Origin of the sequence: Pseudoalteromonas sp. SM9913 (genome assembly GCF_000184065.1) — a bacterium.
Lineage (GTDB): Bacteria > Pseudomonadota > Gammaproteobacteria > Enterobacterales > Alteromonadaceae > Pseudoalteromonas > Pseudoalteromonas tetraodonis.
Genome location: NC_014803.1, coordinates 1,515,642 through 1,538,396, shown reverse-complemented (window position 1 = coordinate 1,538,396; position 22,755 = coordinate 1,515,642). Strand labels below are relative to the sequence as shown.

The window sequence follows — 22,755 nt, the reverse complement described above, 5'->3', positions numbered from 1 at the left end:
TTGGTTCAATTTTTGCTACTTATTTAAAATTTATCCGTGGAAATAGCAATGGAAATTGATCTACAGTGGAGAGACATTATTGATAACTTGATTCATCTTGGCATGGCGTATTTACTTGCCCTGCCAATGGCATATGATAGAGAGCATAGCCATAATGGTGCAGGTCTAAGAACGTTTCCTTTAGTTGCCGTCGCATCATGTGGTTATGCACTGATTGCTATGTCAGTTTTGGAGGGCGCAGAGGCGCAATCTAAAATGTTACAAGGTATTATTACAGGTATTGGTTTTATTGGTGGCGGCGCTATTTTAAAAAATAACCAGTCTACATCTGGAACAGCAACAGCTGCGAGTATTTGGAATATGGGTTTAATTGGTATCGCTATTGCGTACAGCCGCTATGAAATAGCTATTTTGTTGGCAGTAATAAACTTCATAACGCTTAGGTATGTTAAAAAATTTAAATAATGAAAATTATAATTAATTGCTTAGCGCTGATGCGATCACCCTGTTAAATTCAATCTTCAAACTCGCCTTTTGATATAATATAACATATAATCAAGTTCATTTTTTTCATTCTTGTTAATTATATTTATGTCATTATCTTTATCGCAAAGTCGCTTGCATCATATTGATCTATTACGCGGCATTATCATCATATTTATGGTGATAGATCACGGCATGTATTATTGTCTAAATTATTCAGTAACTGATCCCATGACCATACCCGGAACAGATGCGCTTACTTTTTTCACACGCTTTATATCGCATTTCTGTGCGCCATTATTTGTATTTTTAGCAGGCCTCTCTGCCGCTATTACAGAGCATAAATACGCGTGTACTCGTCAGTTTGCTAACGCTTTAATAGTTCGAGGCTTAGTGCTTATTTTATTTGAGTTTACAATTGTGTCATGGTCATGGAGTTTTAATCCTCTTTTCCCGATGTTATATGCTCAAGTAATTTGGGCGATTGGCTGGGGCTTTGTGGTGCTTGGCTTGCTTCGCTTAACAGGTATATACCCTGTATTTATAGCTGGCTTATTACTGGTATTTGGTCATAACTTACTTGATGGCATTACCTTTGAAACTAATACAATAGCGCATACACTGTGGTCTATCGTTCATCAAAAAAATGTATTAGCACTGCCGTTTGGTTTTTCTATTAGAACGACCTACCCCGTTGCGCCTATTGTTGGACTCATGTGTTTGGCTTATTGTGCAGGTGTATATTATAAATCTCAGCATTATAGTAAAAAAGTGATGAATTACGCGTTTATTATGGGTATGAGCTGCCTAGCACTATATTCAATACTACGCGGCTTTAATTTATACGGTGATATGTCACAGTTTTCTACACATACAGATCCACTGCTGACTATTATGTCGTTTTTAAATCCGACTAAATATCCGTTGTCGTTACAATTTATGTTACTTACTGTAGGGCTTGGTTTAATTGCGTTAAAACTGTTGAGCCACTTAAAGGCTAGTTTTTCGCAAAATTTTCTGCAAGTACTAGGTAAAACCAGCATGTTTTCCTACCTCACTCACTTGTATTTGCTACATGCTATCAGTTGGCTTTTAATACCTGCTCTTGGTTTTAACTTTAGTGATATGACCTATGGTGAAACCCTTGTTGGCTTACCATCTGGGTATGGTATGAGTTATATTGCGACCATGGCGATGATAGCTGTAGTGGTTGTGCTTACCGCCTTACTCTCTAAGCGCTACTTAAACTGGAAATATCGTAATAAAAACAGCCTGATTGCTAAATATATTTAGTAATCGCCCCCACAATATATTGTGGGGGAAATACTCGATAAAATGTTTCGTCACTTTATCAGATAGATTAATTTAATTTTTTGAGTGCTTTTTTTAATGCATCATAATCGACATTTATAAATGATAACGCTTTGGTTCGCTCTTGTTGTTAATTGAACTCTGAATTACTCCAGACCCTAACGAAATCTACTAGCATGTTAGCCTCAAAATCATCACTGATATTCTTTTCATTACCATCCCAACCACCTACTTGTAACGATAAAATAATATAAGAAGGTAAACTTCCAACTCGGTCGTCATAGTGCTCCCAGACTTTTTCACCATCTATATACATACCGACATAACCAGGCTGCCAATGCATGCCATATATATGGAAACCATCTGAGGAATAATTATGATAAAGCTCGCCGGAATTTACTGACTTATGTTGGCTACCGTAACCATCCCAATGCAGAGCTGAGATACTGATGTCTTCCCCCCAGATACCTAAACTCTCCATAATATCAAACTCCATTCCCTGATCGAATGTAGGTGAGGTATCTCCCCAAGTGTCTTTAATTAAAAGAAATGGTTCTTGACCATAATTAGTATCTGCATAATTACCTCCACGCACAAAAGCATCTTCAGTCGGGAATAAACTTTCTTCATTTACAATTAAAGCGGGCCTATCAGAAATATTATTCGCTTCACTGCTAAAAATTTTTATAAGCTGGCTACGCATATAATTGTCAATCAATGCAAAGCTCGCCTCTTTACCAGAACTTTTTTGCTCTCTTATATAACTGGTAACATCCACTTCAATTATGTTTCCCGTAACCTCTCCATAGCTATGACTAAACCATAAGGGATCGACCTGCGGTTTAGTATTCCAAGTTACAGTATCTTGGGACCAATCTGCGGAAAGTGTTTTATGCACAGCTATGCTGCTTTGAGTGTTTGCTTCAGAGATCTTAAATCTTAATAATGCAGAAGAAATAGTAGTAGATACATCATCAAGATTAAATTTTAATAATGACTGCCTCCTATAAGTATCGTTACCATAAATGCCTTTGTCAGGTAGTAACCAAAATGCAGGCCAAGCACCATGTACTGAGTCATACTTAATTTTGGCTTCAAAGTAACCATATTTTTGTCTAAATTTACGAAAAGTACTTACCTCAGCGGCTTTATAAAAGTAACGATTGGTTCCTTGATTTAATGTGTTTTTTTCTGCTTCAAACCGTAACATTTCATTTTCAATGCGAATAGTTTCTCGCCCAGCATTACCTGCGATACCACTCATTCCTAGATATTGCTTTCCAACATGCCAATTATTAGGGTTTAATAAAGTTGAATTAAAAGTATCTTCAAAAGTCAGCTCCCAATTACCAGCTAACGGCGGAGAAATGTTATTATCTGGCTCTCCCTCAACAAAGGAAACCGAGTCCATGTAAAATCTACCTGTTCCAAGAGGGCCTTGAATACCAATAGCCAGGACTTTCTCATTTTCATCAAGATTAAAGCCATTGAGATTGATTCTAATCGTGTGCCATGTATCGTCTGAAAAATTATTATGGCCAGGCAAACCATCCAATGTCCAAAATTCGTTATTGGTTTCATCAAGATTTATTTTTAATGAATCGTTACCGCGACGAAACATTAAAGTGCCCTTATTTCCTGATTTTCTGTATATTTTTGCCTCAAGTATTGAATTTTTAAAAGGAGGTACTTGAGCAATACGTAATCCTGATTGAGTCCAGTAGTGTACCTGCATTAATATAGCTCTTTCGCCATCAGCTACAGGCTCACCAATTTTAGTTAAAGTCGATTCACTTGATGAGGTTGACCACAATGAAGTACCATTACGTGGTTTGTCATCAAATAAAATAATAGACGCAAAACTAAGTTTAGACAGAAAGAGTAAAGTACATAAAGTGAGACTTTTTTGCCCTATAAGCCAGCGTTTTAATGGTATTAATTTCATCACTACTCCTAAAGTAATTAATAAAATTGAGTATTTAACCTATCTGAGCAAAAATTATAGTAACTATTTATAAAGTTCTTGATGCATAATAAATAATACTTTTTAACTTAATAAAATAAATAACATACTACCAATTAATTATTATATTGTATGCAACAAACCTAATATTTTCAATTTATCAAGGTGCTTTATTTTTAATGCGGAAGAAGAGATTAGTAATTTGAAGTATTTGCAAAGAGGTGAAGTTTTAATATTTTTGTTAAGGAACTAATTAGCGCATTAGTTAAACTACAATATGGGTTCATACATTAAAAAAGGCGCTTAAAAAGCGCCTTGCTAACAAGTATGTGTGCTTAGAACATATCTTGATAGGAATGTGTTGTATTGAATATAATTGCTTTTTCAAAGCCTGGCAGCTGAATGCTGTGCTCATCAATAACAATGTCATTTTCATCAATCAGCCCATCACCAAAACGATAAACTAGCGTGTATTGACCTAAATCTGCTTGTTGTTGATAGTGCTGTTGTGCTTCTTTTACCGCTGCATGTTTGCTGGTATAGAGCCCCATCATTTCATCGCCATGACGCTTAGCAAGCATTTGCATCGTTACTTTTGCTGAAAGCACTGTGGCTGTTGCATTATTACCACCAAACCCTTTAGAATTTATAAATGCAATATCCATATCACCACAATCATAGTGACTGTTACGAATATCTAAATGATCTGCATAAACATCATCAGCCACTTTATCTATAGTGGTAATACCCGGCATAATATTATGACTAAATACACCTAAGGCAATGGCAAGCTGATCGCCACTGGCAGGTGCTATAGTATGGCCAACATACGCTTTAGGGGCGGTTACTTTCCAATTATCTATTGCAAATGTTTGCGCTACTTTATGATAAATTAACGACTCAGTTACGCGGTTTTGTGGTGTGCTTGAACCATGGGCTAAAATAAAGCTACGTTGCTGTAATGCCTCTTTACCTAGTAAGCTACTGGCAAGTGCAGCCGATTTTGCCATGGTAATGTAGTTACCAGGCCCAGGTGAAGTAATTGATTTTTTTACTCCATCGGCGTTAACAAATACATCAGGCACACAGCCCATAATGTCTGCACCTAGTTCAAGTGCCAGCGCATCATCCATTAATATAGCCACTTGTGCGCCTTCACCTAAAGTAAAGCCACAGTTTTCGCCAAATGGGCGGCTGCTTCTACGATAATCAGGTTCATCGTCATTACTTAAATCATCTAAGCGGCGCAAACCTTCAATATTAGCCAGCGCACTCATATTGCCAAAGCCTTCAACCACTTCAGGGGTAATCGCACATTCTACACTTGCCACAATTGCAACACGTGTGCGCCCTGCTTGTATATCATTTACTGCTGCGCGCAAGTTATATAAAAAAGTAGCACACGCACCCGATGTAGAAAAAGTAGTCCCTACATTGCCCGTAACATAGGCATTGATAAAATCGGTCGACATTGTATTTAAACCCAGTGCTAGCTGCTTAGTGCTGACGCGATCACCCTGCTGGCGCGCTTTGACTAACCCACCTAAACCTTTATCGTCCATTTGGCCAATAACCGATGCTGAATAGGTACCAATTTTATCAGGCTCAACACTATTCATAATGTATTGCCAATCAAGTCCGGTTGATTTTATTGCATCGGTGGCAGCAAAAATAGTAGCTTGTAAACCACGAGGTTGGTAGCGGCTATTGTACATAATTGACGGATCAAACCCTGTGGGTAGTTGCCCAGCAGATTTAATTGGATTATCGCGAGTAGAATCATGTTTAATATCAAATTGAGCCGCAATAGTTACTTTCACTTTTTTATTTTCAAGCTCTTCAACGTGCCAACTTTCAGGTACTGGCGAAGGTAAATCACGACGGCGTGTTTCAAACACAATCGCGTTTTCATCCGATGCGGTTAACGTCATTTTTTGCTGCCACGGCGTGGCATCTACATCAAAGTGTTGTTTTTCAATTTTGCGAATTAATGTACCTGCAATAATTTGCTCACCAAAACGTGCTTCTATGTCGCTTTGCTCAACATTATTGCCCTGCATGTCTTGTAGTTGTCCATTCACAACACTCACTAAATTCATTAATGTGGCGAGGCCTAAAAATGTTTCTTGGCGAGCTTGAGACTCTAAGCTATCTAACACGATACGACGATAACCTTGATGAAAAGAAGTACGGCCAGCGGCATTAATGCCTCCCATGCCGACAATGACGGGTAATGCGGTCATAATTTACCTTTAAAAAACGTGTTATAAGAATATGAAGTTAGTTTAAATGGATTACGCACACATCTTTGTGCTTTAATAGCCAAATATTAAGCACAAAAGGCCAAAAACAACTGGTCGGAGCATTTAAATGAGCAATAATCCAACAAATCCACCATTAAATATAGCCATTGCTGTTTACTCGCACCTACTGGTAACTAGTTTAACCTTGCCAATTGAAATGCTCAGAGCAGGTGAAGCGTTTGCCAAGGGACACACTAGTAAAAAAAACTTCAGAGCACTGAATATTCATTTAATTGCAAAAAATATGGCTCCTATTGCAACCAGAACAGGTTTAGCCATCGTGCCTGATTGCAGCAGTGATAACGCCCCCTATTGCGATTTAATCATTGTTCCGGGTATTTGGCGTAATCCACGCCCTGTTGTTAAAACGAATCAACCAATAGTTAATTGGCTCAATGAGAGTTTTACCATGGGAAGCCATATTATTGGTGTTGGTACCGGCAATTGTTTGCTCGCAGAAGCCGGTTTACTTGATGGTCACCCTGCAACCACTCACTGGCATTATGCCAAGCAATTTTCTCAAGATTATCCAAACGTTAGCTTAAAACCTGATTTTTTTATTACCCAATCAGAGCGCATGTATACGGTAGCCAGTTTAAATGCCTTAGCTGACGTTATTGTTCATATTATTAGCCAATACTATGGCAAAGAAGCGGCGCAGCATGTTGAGCGGAACTTTTCACATGAAATACGTAAACCCTACGAAGATCAACGCTATTTAGAAGGCGCCGTTAACCGACATGCTGATGAACTTATTGCACAAATACAATTTTGGTTAAAAACTAATTTATCTAGTGAGTTAGATTTACAAGAAGTCGCGGCACAATTTAGCTTAAGCTACCGCACGTTTACACGCAGGTTTCGACTTGCTACAAATCAAAGCCCTATAGAGTACTGGCAGCAGCTACGTGTTGAAGGTGCAAAAGAATTACTGGCCTCATCGAACTTATCAATTCAGGAAGTCGCGTTAGAAGTTGGTTATAACGATCAAGGCCATTTAACCCGTGTGTTTAAAAAGGTATTGAGCCAAACCCCGAGCGAATACAGAAAAGTAGTCAGACGAAAGTTATTTGGTTAATGTTTCTTTGCCCTTGTTTGATATTTTAGTCAGGCCGTTGACAACGCAGTTTCGACCGTTGTTTTTAGCTAAATATAAATAATTATCGGCTAATCTTAAAATTTCACTCAGGTGAGTATGCTCATGTGCATCAATACCGACCAAGCCAATACTAATAGTGATGTTTAACGTGCTCTGCATATAAGTAAATTGATGATTTTGTATGTCAGTTCTTAGCTTATCCATTGTGATTATAGCGACCTCTATGTCGTCATTTACCACCAATGTAAATTCTTCACCGCCAAAACGATAAACATGTTCATCGCCTAAATGTTTTTTAAATAACTGTGTTAATTGTACCAGCACTGCATCACCGGCATCGTGCCCATATTTATCGTTTACTTTTTTAAAAAAATCCAGATCAGCTAAGGCAAAACAATAGGGGTTAGAAAAGTCGATATGGTTATGAAAATGGCTTTTAAAAGCACGCCGGTTATAAGCCTGCGTTAAGCTGTCGCGTAATGCTAAATTAATAATTTCCTCTTGATTAGAGGCTCTCATCGATTCAAAAACATGTGAAACACCCCACACGATAATATACGTCAGAGAAAGATTAATGATGAGCTTAAAATTTATTTCAACTAACCGTTTGTCGATCACATAAAACAGCAGTAACAACGTAATCAAAAAGCTAAAGCTGCTTATAAAGCCATGCTTTTTCCAAACAATAAGTAAACCAATACAGGAAGAGTACACACCCAATGCGATATGCCAGTCTCTAAGTTAATTGCGGTGATAGCAAGCAACACAACTGCAAAGTAAGTATAAATAACAGCATAGCGATGCCATAATTTAGAGCGATTTGTTCTCGTTTGGTGATACGTATAAATACAAAAAAAAGCTAATGCAAGTTCAATAAAGCCCAAAACATAATTTTTACTCATAAACACATTAACGTAAGTGACAACTAAAGCAACTAATGTAATTATTAAGCTTATATTTTTGAATACGGTTAATCTGACTGATTCTGTTTTATCAAATGAATGCTGATGCATTAATATCCCTTTAAATAATTACCTCCCATAAACTTCAAGCATATCAGCCTAGGATTAAAAAATAGATAATAACTACAACATATATGTAAGCCTACTTACTATAACAGCTAAAATTAGCCTAAATTTAAATATGCGTGAACAAAGATTGATAGGCCTTGATTAGATCTTTTTATATATATAAATTATAGTATTACTCATTAGGTGTAGTGGTATTAACATAGGGAGATAGCCGATGGATGAATTAACCAATTTGCTTGTCGAACAACACAACAATGCATCCATTAAGGCTAAACTAGCTAACTTACTCACTTTGGTTCGTAAACATTTAGATATGGATGTTGCTTTTATATCTGAATTTATTAACGATGAGCGTGTTTTTAAAGTGGTCGATAACCCCTCTGAAAACCAAATTGTTAAAGTGGGTAATGCCGATCCGATTAATGAAACGTATTGCCAACAAATCACCGACAACAAGCTTAGCCCTATTATTACTAATACCAAAGCAAACCCAATAACCAAAGCGATGCCGGTTACAAAAAAATTAGGTATAGGGGCATATATAGGTGTACCTATCAACCTGTCGAACGGGAAATTATATGGTACGTTTTGTTGTTATAAATCACACCATGATGAGAGCTTAAATGAGCGCGATTTATCTTTTTTAAATATTATTTCAGAAATAGCGACCGGATTAATTGAAAAGAGTTTAGATAAAAGCGTATCGTACAACCACACAAAATCAACTATTGAGCAAATTATTAGCGATAATGATATTAGTATCTATTTTCAGCCTATGTATAGTCAACTAAATAATAAAGTTGTAGGTTTTGAATCGCTTGCACGTTTTTTTACCACCCCTTATAAAACCCCTGATATCTGGTTTAAAGAAGCGAGTAAGGTGGGTTTAAGTGAATCATTAGAAATGCTGGCCATTAAAAATGCAGTAGCCAATATGGCAAAGTTTAATAATACAACTTACATTGCCATTAATTGCTCGCCTTCGCACATTCTTAGCGGCGCACTTGAACGAACATTACAACAGATTGACTGCACTAGGGTGGTATTAGAAATTACTGAACATTCGCCAATTTCTAATTACGAAAAAATGCGAGCTGCACTTAGGCCTCTCAGAAACAAAGGTCTGCGCTTGGCCATTGACGATGTAGGCGCTGGCTTTTCCTCATTTCAGCACATACTAGAGCTTGAGGCCGATATTATAAAATTAGATATTAGCCTGACTCAAAATATAAACACAGACGATCGTAAATTTTTACTGGCAAAAGCACTGTGTGGATTTGCAAAAGCAATCGACTGCACCATTGTTGCCGAAGGGATCGAAACCGCAGAAGAACTAAACTCGTTAAGAATACTCAATGTAGACAGTGTACAAGGTTATTTTATTGGCCGCCCCGCACCAATTGAAGATGCGCTTAGCTTCCAAAACAAAGCACTACCCGCATAAAAACGCCACTAATTAGTGGCGCTCGGTATCAATACTGTCTTTTCGATAATAGCGTTTATGATAACTTTTCACTTTAGCATGCACGCCTTTACTTAAGCTTTTAAACTTAGCTTCTAGCACGTCAACGCCGTATAAAATACCCACCACAAGCACCGAGAGCTTAATAGCAGCCCCGAGGTTTTCGGTTGCTATCATCACGCCAATGGAGGCCAGTACCCAAATGGTGGCAGCAGAGGTAACCCCGACTACCGCACCGTCTTTTGCGAGCATTACGCCTGCGCCTAAAAAGCCGATGCCGGTAATTATTTGCCCGACTACGCGAGAATGATCAATCACATCCCCTTGTAAATTAAACGCAGTCGATAAAAACAAGTAAGTACCTAAGGTGATCAGTGCAGAAGTACGGATCCCTACAGGTTTGCCACGCAATTGCCGTTCTATACCAATAATAGCCCCACAAAAAGCCGCCGTACCAATAGCTGCCCACGAGTATGGGGCTACATCGATAAAATCTAAAAATGTCACTTAAAATCCTAATCTATTATTTTTACCAATAGCAACTGCCGTTCTAAGCCTTTGACTACCAAAAGCCGACATTTTACTAAAATCGCTGCGTGCAATTGGCACATATTGACAGTCAATCGCTAATTGATTGTCGTTACCTGGTTCGCAAAACGGGTCATGTACGTACACACAGTGCGCATCTAAATGAGTAACACATACCCAATGCGGTGATTTTTTTCCATCAAACCGATAAGTGCTTATTAACAGTAACACACTAAAACCTTGGTTTAACCACGTTTCTATATCAGTTAGTTCAACATCTTTATAGGTAACAGGAATATTAGCCGAGGCTATGCCTTCAACAAATTGCTGATGTACTGTCGCCAGCACCGTTTTTTTATTATCACTGCGTACCCCATCTAAAAATAATGGCTCTGAGGTATTAACAATGACCTCACTTTTAAATCCCCGTTTATTTGCAGCCAATGCCAATCCAAACGGATGACAACCGCCATGTCCCGAGGTCATAAAAATGGTGGTGCCTTCACGCCATAAAGCTAATTCATGTGACTGACTCAGCTCTGTGCTGTTATCAAGCGAGCCCATTGCCATTAATAATGCCGCAGGCCCACAGGTAAACTCGGTAGTTTGCTGATACCATGGCGTTAAACGCTCAACTTGCAACTCGCTGGTTTGGCGAATGTTTTTTTGCATGCGCAAGGCATCACTGTGATCATCGTAATAATCACTGTATTGACCAAAAACTCGATACCCTACACTTTTATAAAGCCCTATGGCGCTGTCGTTATTTACTGCCACTTCTAAACGCAAATAAATACGCCCACGCTCACTAGTGGCTTTTTCAAGGGCTTTAAGCAGCGTTTTAGCGATTCCTTTGCCCTGCATCGTCGGTAATACGGCTAACGAATACAAACGCGCTAACCGCGTGCCTTTGTGGCACCACACCAAACCGTAACCACATAATTGCGAATTATGCTCGGCGACTAATAAAATCCCATGTTTAGCACTAAGCCAACGCTTTAAACTTCGCGCACTAAGCTTATCGTTACTAAAGCAGGCATTTTCAAGCGCCACTAAGGCGTTTAAATCACTCGCGCTTGCAGGGCGAATACTAATACCCGCTCCTGCCAAAATCGTCATATCAGACAATGCGTTAAGCATTAGCCGCGACCTCGTGCTTCAAGGCGCTGTTTAAACTCATCCATAATGATCATGTATAACTCATCACCTAAGTAACCATCTTCTACTTTGTGATCAATACTTGGGTTATCGTTTACTTCCAACACATACGCACGGCCTTGATGCTCTTTTACATCCACACCGTATAAACCCTTACCCACGGTTTTACATGCTTTTAAAGCAGCATCCAGTACAGCTTTAGGTAATTCAAACGTAGGCAATGTTTCAAAGCCACCCGAGAAAAAGCGTTTTGCGTCATGGTTATATATTTGCCAATGGTTACGCGCCATTAAATAACGACACGCATAAATAGCACGGCCATTAAGTACCCCTACACGCCAATCGTATTCTGTGTACATGTACTCTTGCGCCAGAACTAGCGCACTTAAAGCAAATAACTCACTAAGCTTAGCTTCTAATTCATCACGATTAGCAACTTTATACACGCCTTTAGAAAACGACCCTTCTGGCATTTTTAATACCAGCGGATAAGTAAACGACGCTTCTAGTTGCTCAATTGTGTCTTTTGATTGATCTGCGACCACCACGGTTTTTAAGCTCGGTACTTTTTGATAATTGAATGCATCATGTAAGTACACTTTATTACAGCATCGTAAAATAGACTCCGCATCATCAATCACCACTAAACCTAGGCTTTGCGCTTTACTTGCAAGGCGGTACGTTGGGTGATCAATCGCTGTTGTTTGGCGAATAAACAACGCATCAAATTGGGCAATATTGTCTATTTCCTCAAAGCTGAGTGCTTTTGCGTTAATACCATGTTTCGCTGCTGCTTTTATAAAACGGGCTATTGCATCTTTATCACTTGGCGGTACTTTTTCGTTATGATCAACCAATATCGCCATATCCCAACGAAAACGGCGCTCTACTTTACCAATACGCCATTGCGTTTGGGTAAACTCATTTAGCTTTTCAATAAACGCAGCATACTGCTGCTCGCTTAGTGACGCTAATGATCCTTGTTGTAATAGGCCTTGCTCATCAACAAATAAAATAGGTGCCGGATATTGTTTAAATACCGATTTAGCGGCTTTAGCTTGTTGATCATTTCCCGCATGACCAAAATAAACAGCACCATCAATATGGCCAATATTTTGTAATGACGCTTGATTGCTTCGAAGCGCGTTAATTGTTTTTACACTCGGTAATACTTGATGCTTGCGCGCCTCAGCAAGTAACGAACAGTAATAGCCTTTACTTAAATACTGGCTAGCATCACATAGGTTTATTATGCGGGTTTTTGGTTCGTTGCGTTTTGGGTAGTCACGCAAATAGGTGTCAAATGTAATGACATTTTCAAATGAAAGAGCAAGCGTTTGCTCATTGTTATCAACCACAATTAAGGTTTTAAACACGACTTTTCCTAGTTAAGTCAAAATATACAAAGCAGCCTTGCTAATCAGTTAGCTCAGCGAATAAAACAGCAAATAGAAACACCTATCGCACTAAGTGCAGCATTTAGCAAATCACTTAATACGATAGGTGCTTTAACGAATATCTACTATAAACGTTAGCGCTTAAATTGCTTAAGCGACAGGTGATTTATATGCCCTTTTTTAGATGCACACAAACGAGATATTTTTAGCGTAAAGATAAAAATTTTTGATGAACTTTTTTATTGCTAATTTGTGTTTTAAAATAGCCAAAATTTAATACTAAAAGTGATCATCATGTCTCTTCCCGCTTGTCCTAAATGCCAATGTGAATACGTTTACGAAGACCAACAGCTGCTTATTTGTCCAGAATGTGCCTATGAGTGGAACCCGAATGTTACTAATGACGAAGACGCTATTTTAGTGAAAGACGCAAACGGCACTTTACTTGCTGATGGCGACAAAGTAACCGTAGCTAAAGATTTAAAAATTAAAGGTAGCTCACAAGTTATTAAAATTGGCACCAAAGCCTTAGTAAGACGTGTACTTGATAAAAAAGATCATGAGCTTGACTGTAAAGTAGATGGCATAGGTGAAATGATGGTGACGGCTAAATTTGTTAAAAAAGCCTAAACCCATTGAGATAAACAATTAAATACAGCAATAACCTGCGTAATCTTGGCGCTTTATTACATTAACAAACTGACATCCACTTTAACTAATCGATTTTCAGCGCCTTTTAAAAAATTTTAAAATCTATATTCAGTTCTCATAGTGGTGTGTTAGTTGTCTAGTATTACTACTTCTGCTTTGTGAAAGTGTGTTTTTGCGCTTTGCAAAACATCGGCAGTAAACTTTGAGTTTGGAACTGGTATATCAATAACATTGCCACTTTTACAAAATAAAGTAACGGTATTTGACGCTAGCTGTATTTTAATTATCGCCCCTTTAGGAATAAGCTGCATTCTACTTTTATTATTATTGAACCAGTGAGGTTTTTTGCAAAGTAGAACGTTTTCTCCAATATCAGAAAAAACACGCTCAGGCCTAAAGGTTAAGTACTTTATAATTAAAGCCGTGAGTAAAACACCCGTAATTGTGACGGTAAAAATCCCTATCTCCATAATATTCCCTTAAATTTATGTCCTTTATTTAACTGCTTATCCGTTAATGATTATCAGACTCAAGCAAATCTTATAAGTTCACGCTATAAATGCCTTAGTTGTGATTGAGTGAAACCGGCTAACATCGAGTTATAAACACTCCTTAACTAGTTTATTATATTAGCTTATTAGATAACACAGTTAATGTTTCATCGTAAGCGCGTTGATTAAAATTATTCGAATGCGAGTTCATAAAACCATGCAAATAATCAACACACTTAGCGGAAACATTAGGCTTTGTTGCCAACTTAGCCTGAAGTGCTTTTACATCAAAATGTTGCTCATAGTGAGGAAAAATTAACTCTATTTCAAATGCCGGGTTTAGCTCAGTATGGTGCCTAATTTGCGAGCTGTAAAAACAAATGCCCTTAGCTATCGTTTTAATCGCCGGATGTGCAGACATTGACCAAATTGCCGATGCGCCAACACTAAAATCAATCAATATGATGTTACCAGCGAGTGGTTTAATCGCTTTTTGTAAAATAGCGACATACTCATCAAGGCCAATATGCTGACTAAAATACTCATAGGCCTGCTGTTCACTGTTAAATGCCAAATCCACCCCGCCATAGGGATCGACAATAGACTGAGCGTTTAGTTCTTCAGCTAATGCTTTTAAAGCCGCTGTTTTACCAAATATATCACTAACCAAAACTAAGTTCATAAACGGCTCATCTCTAATTTTATTCTATAAGTTTCAGGCAATTATTTAACAAAGAGGCCTACGAGATGCTGCGTCTCAGCGTAAGAGACAAATAAATACTACATTCAAAGCACTTTAACCACATCGTAACTATGTTTTACATCACCGAGTGTTAAACTAACTTCATCATCGACTTGTTTACCTAATAACTGTTGGCCTAATGGTGCACCAGAGGTAAGTACTTGAATAGTTGTGCCTTTAATATCAACGGTTAATCCACCAGCTGCAGGGCCTAAATAAAACCATTTTTGTGTGCCTGCATCATCTTCTAAACACACCAATGAACTGACTGCTATTGTGCCTGTAACGACGTCGTTGTAGATGGCTTCAAATAGTTGTATTTCTTTATAACACTCATTCACCCGATCAGCGTGACCTTGCGCTAAATACGCAGCTTCAAGCCCGAGCGTATCATATTGAGTTTCTGCAATACTTTCTTCGTGGGTCGCGGTATCGTGGGCTGTTTGAGCTGCAATTTTCGCAGTATTAAGCTGCTCTTCTAAGGCAAAACGCAGGTGCTCTGTAACATGGGCTTTATTCATTTGGAAATTCACTAAATACGGTAAAATAATTTTGCCATTTTAGCATTGTTGCTACACCTAACACTATCCCTTTGCTGTGTAACAACAATGCTGATTTAAGCCTATGGCATATCCATTAATGCCTGCGTTTGCTGATCCACTTGCTTATCGTAGTTTTTAGCACTTAACCCAAGTAGCTCGGGTAATGTTGCAGCAATACAAATGGACGATAACGTGCCTACGACTATTCCTGCAAACAGAGCAATTGCAAATCCCTGAAGCGGCGCCCCTGCTAACAGCCAAACACTTGCCACCGTTGCGAGCGTAGTCCCGGAGGTAATAAGCGTACGAGTTAAGGTACTTTTAATAGCACTGTTGATAATACTGCTTGGTTTGAGTGTGATGTTTGTTGGTATGCGCAACAGCTCGCGCACCCTATCTCCAACTATTATTGAGTCATTTAATGAGTAGCCAATAATCGCCAACAAACTGGCTAAAACAGTTAGGTTAAACTCTATTTGTAACCATGCAAATAAGCCAACCACCAGCACTAAGTCATGAAATAAAGCCACCACAGAGCCTAATGCCAAACGCCATTCAAAACGAACAGCTAAATAAATCATTACCGCGACCATCGCAGCAAATAATGCTAAGCAGCCTTGTTCAAATAGTTCATCACCCACTTGAGAGCCAATATATGCCGATGATAAAACCTCAGCATTTATAGTTGGGTTTTGGCTAATAGCCGTTTTCCAGTCATCGTTATTGCTTGTATTATTGGGGCCTTGTGTTAGTTGAAAATGATTATTGCCCTGTGCTGTTAGCTCAAATTCACCCTGATGATTTTTTGCAATAAATTGCTCAAGCTGTTTTAGTTCAACACCTTGGCTGGTGGTAAACTCTGTTAAGTATCCACCCGTAAAATCAAGGCCAAAGTTTAGCCCTTTTTGTGCAATGGTGAATACCGACAACAACACAAATATGGCGCTGATCAGCATGCCTGTATAACGTATACGAGACCCTGCCTCACATTTTAAAAAAGAATTAAGCATGCGCGTTTACTCCTGCTTTTTTACCCAGCTTTAAATATAAGCTTTGGCTTAAATATTTCGATACATACACACCAGTAAATACCGATGTGATAAGTCCCAGCGCCAGCGTTATAGCAAAGCCTTTTACAGGGCCATAACCTATGCCATATAAAATAATCGCGGTGATCATCGTGGTAATATTGGCATCTAAAATCGTATTCGCAGCTTGTTTATAGCCCTCTTGTATCGCTTGATATGGAGGACGTCCTTTGCGGCGCTCTTCTTTAATGCGTTCAAATATAATCACGTTAGTATCAACTGCCATTCCTATGGTTAGCACCAAACCTGCAATACCAGGAAGTGTTAAAACCACCCCAGGTAATAATGACATTAACCCCACTAAAGACGTTAAATTTAAAACTAACGCAACATTTGCAATAAGCCCTAAACGACGATACCACAGCGCCATAAAGGCAAGCGTTAACCCCATGCCTAACATTAACGCCGCCAATCCATTGTTAATGTTGTCTTGGCCAAGGCTTGGACCAATAGTTTGTTCATGTACTATGGTTACTGGCGCCGTAAGCGATCCTGCACGGAGTAATAGCGCTAAATCGGCAGCCGCTTGCTGGCTTTGCATATTGGTTATACTAAAGCGTGAGCTTAAATGCTGGGCTATATTCGCCACATTAATGACTTCGCTTTTTTTAACCACTTCACCTTTAGCATTTTGTGAATACTCTGAATAGAGCGTTGCCATCGGCTTGCCTATATTCGCCTTAGAAAACGCCGACATAGCATCGCCACCTTGGCTATCTAGGCTCAGTTGTACTAAAGGTTTACCCCAGTCATCACGGCCAATATTGGCATTATTAATGTGCTCACCAGTAAAAATAGGCACAGGGTCGAGCTTAATAGTCCCACCCGATTGCAAATTAAATGTTTGTCCGCCAATCTCTTTAAGTTGATAAAACCCAAGTGACGCGGTAGCACCAATAATACGTTTTGCCTCGGCTGGGTCTTGGACGCCGGGTAGCTCAATGCGAATGCGCTGCTTACCTTGGCGCTGTGTAACCGCCTCGGTAATTCCTAACTCTTCAATGCGTGAGCGAAGCGTAGTGAGTGTTTGGCTCATGACTTGTTTATCAAATGCGCTGCGCCCTTGCTCAGAATAACTCACTTTAACGACCTGTAAGTTGCCATGAGTTGATGTGGTTAAAGTTAGATTTTCAAAGCGGCTTTTAAGGTCGCTAATAACTGAGGTTAGCTTTTCAGCTGCATTTTCTAATGCACTTATTTCAAAGCCTTGGTTAGTTTGCTTTGCTTTAACACCATAGGCTTTTTGTTTAACAATAATGGCTTTCGTTTGCTGGTAAGCACTGAGTAATTGCTCATCAATGGCTTTATCTAAATCAACATCAAGTACAAACAATACTCCGCCGTTTAAATCAAGACCCAGCTTTATGGGCGATAGACCAAACTCTTGTAACCAAATAGGGCTGGTTGCATGTTCTACAATTTTAACTTGTGTGTTTGGGTAATTCGATTTTATAGCCGCTTGAGCTTGGGCACTTTGCGTAGGTGTATTTAAAAGCACATTAATTGTTGCTTGGTTTTCTACCCCTTGGCTGACCTCAAACCCTTGGCTATTTAAAAAGCGCACTATGTTTTCAGTACTTGGTATTGCTTGTGTTTTAACCTCAGGTGCGGCACTAATATGCAACCACGATTTATTCGGGTATAAATTAGGTAAAGCGCTTATTGCCAGTAAAACCAATACAACCAACATGGCTACATAGCTTAATTTAAATTTAGCCATAAATGGCTTTTTTTGTTTTTTAAAACTTAACATAGTTGTTCCTTATTACTAGGCATAGCTCAGTAACGTACCTATTAGGCACAATTAAAATTAAGGTCAAAACGCGATGCGTTAAAACCAATTAACGATAATTAAGGAACTTTAAGCGTGGTAGGTGGTTACAGCGGTGTATAACAGATTCGCATCTTTCCAGCCGCTCAAGCGCGACTTTTTACTTTTAAAAACCCAAGTATACCAAGGCTGATTTATGGTGACTGCTTGCGGTCGCAAAAAAATATGCCTACACCCATTTAGCGCAAAAAACTCATGCACTACATCGTATTCAGGATCGCCCTGCGCACTGTGTAAAAATAAAAATGAGTTATTGGCTGTTAGCCTAGGTTGATGCGCAGCAAACTCAGAATGCTTTGAGTTTTTATGCTGTAAATTACCTAGCGATTTTAACGGTGTGGGAGCGTTAGTTAAATTTTCGACATTAACAACATGGCTATAACTGCTTTGGTTACTGTTTAATTCGTGCTTTACGCCCATAGCATGGCTTTGCACACTAAAGAGTGCAGCAAAAAACAAGCAAGTAGCTAAAAAAACGCGAAATTTTAACATCTGTCATTTAAAACTAAAATAAAGGATAGCTAGTATATAAGGGCAGCTAATTAAAATACAATAGCCAACATTAAGCTATTTCATTTATATAAAAACAATACTGAGATCCTCGATGCGCTCCAGACAAAGTTCAGTAAAACGCCCCGACGCTATGAATTTAAAACAAAGCATTCAAACTCTTTGGCCTTATATCACTAAATTTAAAGGTCGTGTGCTGATTGCCATATTAGCGCTAGTCGGTGCTAAAGGCGCGACATTGCTCATGCCATGGGCTTTAAAAGAAATAATTGATGCGGTTGATAAATCAATTAACCCGCTACTGCTCGTCCCAACCTTATTACTCGTTATGTACGGCGCACTGCGATTTGCCAGCGTGTTTTTAGGTGAAGTACGCGATGCTGTATTTTCTCGAGTCACCGAGCATGCCATGCGTGATATTGGCCTTAAAGTATTTAAACATTTGCATTCGTTAGATTTAGCCTTTCATTTAGACAGACAAACTGGCGGTATAAGTCGAGACATAGAGCGCGGCACCAGTGGTTTGAGCTTTTTAATGCGCTTTTTAATGTTTAATATTGTGCCCACGTTGTTTGAAATAATGACCGTGGCGATTATTTTTGGCACCTTATTTTCTATTTGGTTTGCGCTGATCACCCTACTTGCTGTGGCTATTTATATCTTTTTTACCGTGGCAGTTACCCAATGGCGAAACCGCTTTATTCGCGAGTCAAATGCTGCCGACAACCAAAGTAACACACGCGCCATCGACAGCTTATTAAATTACGAAACCGTTAAATACTTTAATAACGAAGAGTATGAAGCTAAAACTTACGATACGTTTTTAGCAACCTGGGAACAAGCACGATTAAAAAACAGACTCTCGTTACTGGCGCTAAATTCAGGGCAAGCACTCATAATTGCCTGTGCAATAACCGCATTAATGTGGCTTGGCGCAAGCGAAGTTGTCACGGGCGAGTTAACGATTGGTGAACTGGTGATGATCAATGCGTATATGATTCAACTCTTTTTACCGCTCAACTTTTTAGGGTTTGTGTATCGCGAAATACGCCGTGCCCTCACCGACCTTGAAAACATGCTCGGCCTGCTTAATACACAACCTAAAGTGGCGGATGCTCATGAGGCTAAAGAATTGGTCATTAAACAAGGTGAAATTAGCTTTGATAAAGTAAGCTTTCACTACGACAGTAAAAGGCCTATTTTAAAAAGCATTAGCTTTAATGTTGCTGCCGGCTCAAAAGTCGCGATTGTGGGTGCAAGTGGTGCAGGAAAAAGCTCATTAGCCCGATTACTGTATCGCTTTTATGAGCTGTCATCAGGCACTATTAGCATAGATAAACAAGCAATTAATACAGTTACTCTTGCAAGCTTGCGTAAAGCCATTGCGATAGTCCCCCAAGATACTGTGCTGTTTAATAGCACCATCCGTGAGAATATTGCCTATGGCAGACCCTCAGCAACTGAAGATGAAATAAATAAAGCAATTAACATGGCGCACTTAACCGACTTTATAAATAGCTTAGACAAAGGCGATAAAACCCTCGTGGGTGAGCGTGGGTTAAAAGTCTCAGGGGGTGAAAAACAACGGATTGCCATTGCCCGTGCTATTTTAAAGCAATCACCCATCTTAATCTTTGATGAAGCAACCTCTGCGCTCGACTCTCATGCAGAGCAAGCTATTTTAAAAGCAATGCGTGAAGTGGCAAATGATCACACCAGTATTGTTATTGCACACCGACTTTCGACCATAACCGACGCAGACTCAATTATTGTTTTAAAAGCTGGTGAAATTATTGAACAAGGCAAACACCAAGAACTACTAAATCAAAACGGTGAATATGCCCGTATGTGGGCATTACAGCAAAAGCAGTCAAAGGCGCAATAAACTAAGCCGCTCAAGAACGATTTAAGTAGTTGAGTGTTTTTTTGCTATTTTGATAGTATTTTATTCATCTTATCGACCGGTACGGTTATTCACCTCAAAAGGTTTGTTTGAAGTGAAGTTATCAATACAATCAAATAGCTATTTTTATAACAAAAATATAACGAATTAAATAACGTGAATTCATAGGGGAAAGTAATGAAAAAAAGTTTAATTGCAGCGGCACTCGCCGCTACATTTATTACCGGCTGTTCAGAGCCACAAACTACAAAAACTGAGCAAGTCGCAGCAGTCGCTGAAAAACCACAAGCAACTGAGCAAGCTGAATTAGGCACTTTTGGGGTTGATTTAACTGCCCGCAATGAAGCTGTAAAACCAGGCGATGACTTTTTTATGTATGCCAGCGGTTCATGGTACGACAACTACGAAATGCCAGCAGATAAAACACGCTATGGTGCGTTTTCTGCGTTAGCTGAACGCAGTGAAGAGCGTGTAAAAGAAATTATTGAAGATATTGCAGCACGTGACAATTTAAATGCAGAAGAGCAACTAGTTGCTGATTTTTATAATTCGTACATGGATACCGACACGCTAAATAAGCTCGGTGTGACTCCCATTAAGCCATTGCTTAACGATATTAACGCTGTCGACTCAACTGATGACTTAGCAAAAATCTTTGGTAATTCATGGCTCACTGGTGTTAGCGCCCCAATTGGTGGTGGTATGTGGTTTAACCGCTTAGATCCTAATAAATACGAAATGTCGTTAGGTGCTGGTGGTTTAGGCTTACCTGATCGTTCATATTACCTTGAAGATGCAGAGCGTTTTGTCAAAACTCGTGAAGCGTATGTTGCACATATTGCCGACATGCTTAAATTTGCTGGTGTTGAAAATACCACTGAACGTGCACAAGCAATTTTAGCGCTAGAGACAAAAATTGCAGAAGGTCATTGGCCACGTGAAAAACGCCGTAATCGTGACATAACGTTAAACCAAATAAAACGCGACGAGTTAAGTACCCAGTACCCTGGATTTAATTGGGATTTATACTTTGCGCAAACAGGTTACAAAGTACCGCAGCTAAACGTGTCGCAGCCTGAACCTGTAAAGGCCATGATTGATTTAATCAACAACGAAGATATAAGCGTATGGAAAGACTACCTAACATACCATGCAATTAATGGTAACGCTGGGCTGTTGTCAGAAGACATATTTAACACCAGCTTTGCTTTCTTTGGTAAAGAGTTAAATGGTCAGCAAGAGCCTCGTCCGCGCTGGAAACGTGCGATCAGCCAAATGTCAGGCACTAGTTCACTAGGCTTTGCGATTGGTAAAATTTATGTAGATCGTTACTTCCCTGAGTCATCGAAGCAACAAATGTCTGAGCTGGTTGAAAACTTACGCACAGCCCTTGGCGAGCGTATTGATAACCTAGATTGGATGGGCGCAGAAACAAAAGTGAATGCGCGTGCAAAATTAGCGGCGTTTGTGCCAAAAATTGGTTACCCAGATGAATGGCAATCTTACGAAGGCTTAAGCATTAGCAAAAATGATTTAATGGCTAATGTAAAAAATATGCGTGAGTTTTTCCAAGCCGATAGCGTTGAAAAAGAGCTTAAGAAAACCGACCGCAATCGCTGGGGTATGACACCACAACGTGTAAATGCTTATTACAATAGCTCATTTAATGAAATTGTATTCCCTGCCGCTATTTTACAACCGCCGTTTTTCGATCCAAATGCAGATCCTGCGGTAAACTACGGTGGTATTGGTGCCGTGATTGGCCACGAAATGGGCCATGGCTTTGATGACCAAGGGTCAAAATCAGATGCTAACGGCATACAACGTAACTGGTGGACTGACGAAGACCGTGCTGCTTTTGATGCTAAAGCCGACAAACTGGCGGCTCAGTACAGCAAATATGAGCCAATTCCAGGTAACTTTGTAAATGGCCGCAACAGCTTAGGTGAAAATATTGGTGATGTAGGTGGTTTAGCCATGGCTTATCATGCCTACAAACTAAGCCTAAATGGTAAAGAAGCCCCTGTGATTGATGGTGTAACCGGCGATCAACGTTTCTTCTTAGCGTGGGCACAGGTATGGAAAGAAAAACGTACTGAGCAAAGCATGTTAAATCAATTACGTGGCGGTACGCATGCGCCAGGTCGCTTTAGAGCACAAGCTCCTCGTAACCACGACGCATGGTACAAAGCATTTGATGTAAAACCAGGTGATGAGTTGTACTTACCAGAAGACGAACGTGTTCGTATTTGGTAATCCCCT

19 protein-coding genes and 1 pseudogene are annotated in these 22,755 nt (G+C 39.4%); 7 read left to right on the top strand and 13 right to left on the bottom strand.

Annotated elements, in window-relative coordinates; genetic code table 11:
* Positions 1–48 precede the first annotated feature (48 nt).
* Both PSM_RS06995 and PSM_RS06990 read left to right on the top strand, forming a co-directional pair.
* A complete protein-coding gene (locus PSM_RS06995) occupies positions 49–465 on the top strand; it encodes an MgtC/SapB family protein (RefSeq protein ID WP_013464847.1) in 417 nt (138 codons plus the stop codon).
* Positions 466–591: 126 nt separating this feature from the next.
* Positions 592–1,776, top strand: a complete 1,185-nt coding sequence (locus PSM_RS06990; RefSeq protein WP_020476964.1) for a DUF1624 domain-containing protein — start codon at positions 592–594, stop codon at positions 1,774–1,776.
* A gap of 148 nt (positions 1,777–1,924) precedes the next feature.
* Here the strand turns inward: PSM_RS06990 and PSM_RS06985 are convergent, their stop codons facing one another.
* Positions 1,925–3,739 carry a CBM96 family carbohydrate-binding protein gene (locus PSM_RS06985; protein ID WP_013464845.1) on the bottom strand — a complete coding sequence of 605 codons (1,815 nt, stop codon included), beginning with the start codon at positions 3,737–3,739 and terminating at the stop codon, positions 1,925–1,927.
* 353 nt (positions 3,740–4,092) lie between these two features.
* Positions 4,093–6,000, bottom strand: a complete 1,908-nt coding sequence (locus PSM_RS06980) for a beta-ketoacyl synthase (protein WP_013464844.1) — start codon at positions 5,998–6,000, stop codon at positions 4,093–4,095.
* 127 nt (positions 6,001–6,127) lie between these two features.
* Here PSM_RS06980 and PSM_RS06975 point away from each other — a divergent pair, with 127 nt between their 5' ends.
* Positions 6,128–7,138 carry a GlxA family transcriptional regulator gene (locus tag PSM_RS06975; RefSeq protein ID WP_013464843.1) on the top strand — a complete coding sequence of 337 codons (1,011 nt, stop codon included), beginning with the start codon at positions 6,128–6,130 and terminating at the stop codon, positions 7,136–7,138.
* Here PSM_RS06975 and PSM_RS18360 read toward each other — a convergent pair.
* Entirely contained in the window at positions 7,127–7,678 is a 552-nt protein-coding gene (locus PSM_RS18360; protein WP_081485450.1) for a GGDEF domain-containing protein, read from the bottom strand. The genes PSM_RS06975 and PSM_RS18360 overlap by 12 nt on opposite strands.
* A 39-nt stretch (positions 7,679–7,717) precedes the next feature.
* A pseudogene (locus PSM_RS06965) lies at positions 7,718–8,172 on the bottom strand (GGDEF domain-containing protein); the annotation flags it as partial.
* A gap of 232 nt (positions 8,173–8,404) precedes the next feature.
* On the opposite strand from PSM_RS06965, the gene PSM_RS06960 reads away from it, so the two are divergent.
* Positions 8,405–9,634 (top strand): sensor domain-containing phosphodiesterase, encoded by a 1,230-nt coding sequence (locus PSM_RS06960; RefSeq protein ID WP_013464840.1) that lies wholly within the window; start codon positions 8,405–8,407, stop codon positions 9,632–9,634.
* A 12-nt stretch (positions 9,635–9,646) separates the two neighbouring features.
* Here the strand turns inward: PSM_RS06960 and PSM_RS06955 are convergent, their stop codons facing one another.
* The 3 genes from PSM_RS06955 to PSM_RS06945 are packed head-to-tail and all read right to left on the bottom strand — an operon-like array spanning position 9,647 to position 12,714.
* On the bottom strand, positions 9,647–10,159 hold the full coding sequence (locus PSM_RS06955; protein WP_013464839.1) for an MgtC/SapB family protein: 513 nt from the start codon (positions 10,157–10,159) through the stop codon (positions 9,647–9,649).
* Positions 10,160–11,320 (bottom strand): GNAT family N-acetyltransferase/peptidase C39 family protein, encoded by a 1,161-nt coding sequence (locus PSM_RS06950; RefSeq protein WP_013464838.1) that lies wholly within the window; start codon positions 11,318–11,320, stop codon positions 10,160–10,162.
* Positions 11,320–12,714, bottom strand: coding sequence for a RimK family protein (locus PSM_RS06945; RefSeq protein ID WP_013464837.1), 1,395 nt, complete (start codon positions 12,712–12,714; stop codon positions 11,320–11,322). The genes PSM_RS06950 and PSM_RS06945 overlap by 1 nt, the downstream gene beginning before the upstream one ends.
* A 315-nt stretch (positions 12,715–13,029) precedes the next feature.
* Here PSM_RS06945 and PSM_RS06940 point away from each other — a divergent pair, with 315 nt between their 5' ends.
* Positions 13,030–13,365, top strand: a complete 336-nt coding sequence (locus PSM_RS06940) for a zinc ribbon domain-containing protein YjdM (protein WP_013464836.1) — start codon at positions 13,030–13,032, stop codon at positions 13,363–13,365.
* A gap of 149 nt (positions 13,366–13,514) precedes the next feature.
* On the opposite strand, the gene PSM_RS18740 is transcribed toward PSM_RS06940, so the two are convergent.
* The 6 genes from PSM_RS18740 to PSM_RS06910 form a co-directional block, all read right to left on the bottom strand.
* Positions 13,515–13,856, bottom strand: coding sequence for a hypothetical protein (locus tag PSM_RS18740; RefSeq protein WP_231485830.1), 342 nt, complete (start codon positions 13,854–13,856; stop codon positions 13,515–13,517).
* Positions 13,857–14,010: 154 nt separating this feature from the next.
* The gene (locus PSM_RS06930; protein WP_013464834.1) at positions 14,011–14,559 is read right to left on the bottom strand and encodes a hypothetical protein; all 549 of its coding nucleotides are present in this window, start codon (positions 14,557–14,559) and stop codon (positions 14,011–14,013) included.
* A 104-nt stretch (positions 14,560–14,663) separates the two neighbouring features.
* Positions 14,664–15,140, bottom strand: coding sequence for a GreA/GreB family elongation factor (locus PSM_RS06925; RefSeq protein WP_013464833.1), 477 nt, complete (start codon positions 15,138–15,140; stop codon positions 14,664–14,666).
* Positions 15,141–15,241: 101 nt separating this feature from the next.
* Positions 15,242–16,171 (bottom strand): protein translocase subunit SecF, encoded by a 930-nt coding sequence (gene secF, locus PSM_RS06920; protein ID WP_013464832.1) that lies wholly within the window; start codon positions 16,169–16,171, stop codon positions 15,242–15,244.
* Positions 16,164–18,002 carry a protein translocase subunit SecD gene (secD, locus tag PSM_RS06915; protein ID WP_013464831.1) on the bottom strand — a complete coding sequence of 613 codons (1,839 nt, stop codon included), beginning with the start codon at positions 18,000–18,002 and terminating at the stop codon, positions 16,164–16,166. Before secD ends, secF begins: the two co-directional genes overlap by 8 nt.
* Before the next feature lie 108 nt (positions 18,003–18,110).
* Positions 18,111–18,572, bottom strand: a complete 462-nt coding sequence (locus PSM_RS06910; RefSeq protein WP_013464830.1) for a hypothetical protein — start codon at positions 18,570–18,572, stop codon at positions 18,111–18,113.
* A 112-nt stretch (positions 18,573–18,684) separates the two neighbouring features.
* Between PSM_RS06910 and PSM_RS06905 the strand changes: the two genes are divergently transcribed.
* Both PSM_RS06905 and PSM_RS06900 read left to right on the top strand, forming a co-directional pair.
* Entirely contained in the window at positions 18,685–20,475 is a 1,791-nt protein-coding gene (locus PSM_RS06905) for an ABCB family ABC transporter ATP-binding protein/permease (RefSeq protein ID WP_024601058.1), read from the top strand.
* 195 nt (positions 20,476–20,670) lie between these two features.
* On the top strand, positions 20,671–22,749 hold the full coding sequence (locus tag PSM_RS06900; RefSeq protein ID WP_013464828.1) for a M13 family metallopeptidase: 2,079 nt from the start codon (positions 20,671–20,673) through the stop codon (positions 22,747–22,749).
* Positions 22,750–22,755: the final 6 nt, after the last annotated feature.

What these genes read in the sequence shown, in the direction of transcription:
- PSM_RS06995 (WP_013464847.1), top strand. Translation starts at nt 49, where the DNA reads ATGGAAATTGATCTACAGTGGAGAGACATTATTGATAACTTGATTCAT.
- PSM_RS06990 (WP_020476964.1), top strand. Translation starts at nt 592, where the DNA reads ATGTCATTATCTTTATCGCAAAGTCGCTTGCATCATATTGATCTATTA.
- PSM_RS06985 (WP_013464845.1), bottom strand. Translation starts at nt 3,739, where the DNA reads ATGAAATTAATACCATTAAAACGCTGGCTTATAGGGCAAAAAAGTCTC.
- PSM_RS06980 (WP_013464844.1), bottom strand. Translation starts at nt 6,000, where the DNA reads ATGACCGCATTACCCGTCATTGTCGGCATGGGAGGCATTAATGCCGCT.
- PSM_RS06975 (WP_013464843.1), top strand. Translation starts at nt 6,128, where the DNA reads ATGAGCAATAATCCAACAAATCCACCATTAAATATAGCCATTGCTGTT.
- PSM_RS18360 (WP_081485450.1), bottom strand. Translation starts at nt 7,678, where the DNA reads ATGAGAGCCTCTAATCAAGAGGAAATTATTAATTTAGCATTACGCGAC.
- PSM_RS06960 (WP_013464840.1), top strand. Translation starts at nt 8,405, where the DNA reads ATGGATGAATTAACCAATTTGCTTGTCGAACAACACAACAATGCATCC.
- PSM_RS06950 (WP_013464838.1), bottom strand. Translation starts at nt 11,320, where the DNA reads ATGCTTAACGCATTGTCTGATATGACGATTTTGGCAGGAGCGGGTATT.
- PSM_RS06940 (WP_013464836.1), top strand. Translation starts at nt 13,030, where the DNA reads ATGTCTCTTCCCGCTTGTCCTAAATGCCAATGTGAATACGTTTACGAA.
- PSM_RS18740 (WP_231485830.1), bottom strand. Translation starts at nt 13,856, where the DNA reads ATGGAGATAGGGATTTTTACCGTCACAATTACGGGTGTTTTACTCACG.
- PSM_RS06930 (WP_013464834.1), bottom strand. Translation starts at nt 14,559, where the DNA reads ATGAACTTAGTTTTGGTTAGTGATATATTTGGTAAAACAGCGGCTTTA.
- PSM_RS06925 (WP_013464833.1), bottom strand. Translation starts at nt 15,140, where the DNA reads ATGAATAAAGCCCATGTTACAGAGCACCTGCGTTTTGCCTTAGAAGAG.
- secF (WP_013464832.1), bottom strand. Translation starts at nt 16,171, where the DNA reads ATGCTTAATTCTTTTTTAAAATGTGAGGCAGGGTCTCGTATACGTTAT.
- secD (WP_013464831.1), bottom strand. Translation starts at nt 18,002, where the DNA reads ATGTTAAGTTTTAAAAAACAAAAAAAGCCATTTATGGCTAAATTTAAA.
- PSM_RS06910 (WP_013464830.1), bottom strand. Translation starts at nt 18,572, where the DNA reads ATGTTAAAATTTCGCGTTTTTTTAGCTACTTGCTTGTTTTTTGCTGCA.
- PSM_RS06905 (WP_024601058.1), top strand. Translation starts at nt 18,685, where the DNA reads ATGCGCTCCAGACAAAGTTCAGTAAAACGCCCCGACGCTATGAATTTA.
- PSM_RS06900 (WP_013464828.1), top strand. Translation starts at nt 20,671, where the DNA reads ATGAAAAAAAGTTTAATTGCAGCGGCACTCGCCGCTACATTTATTACC.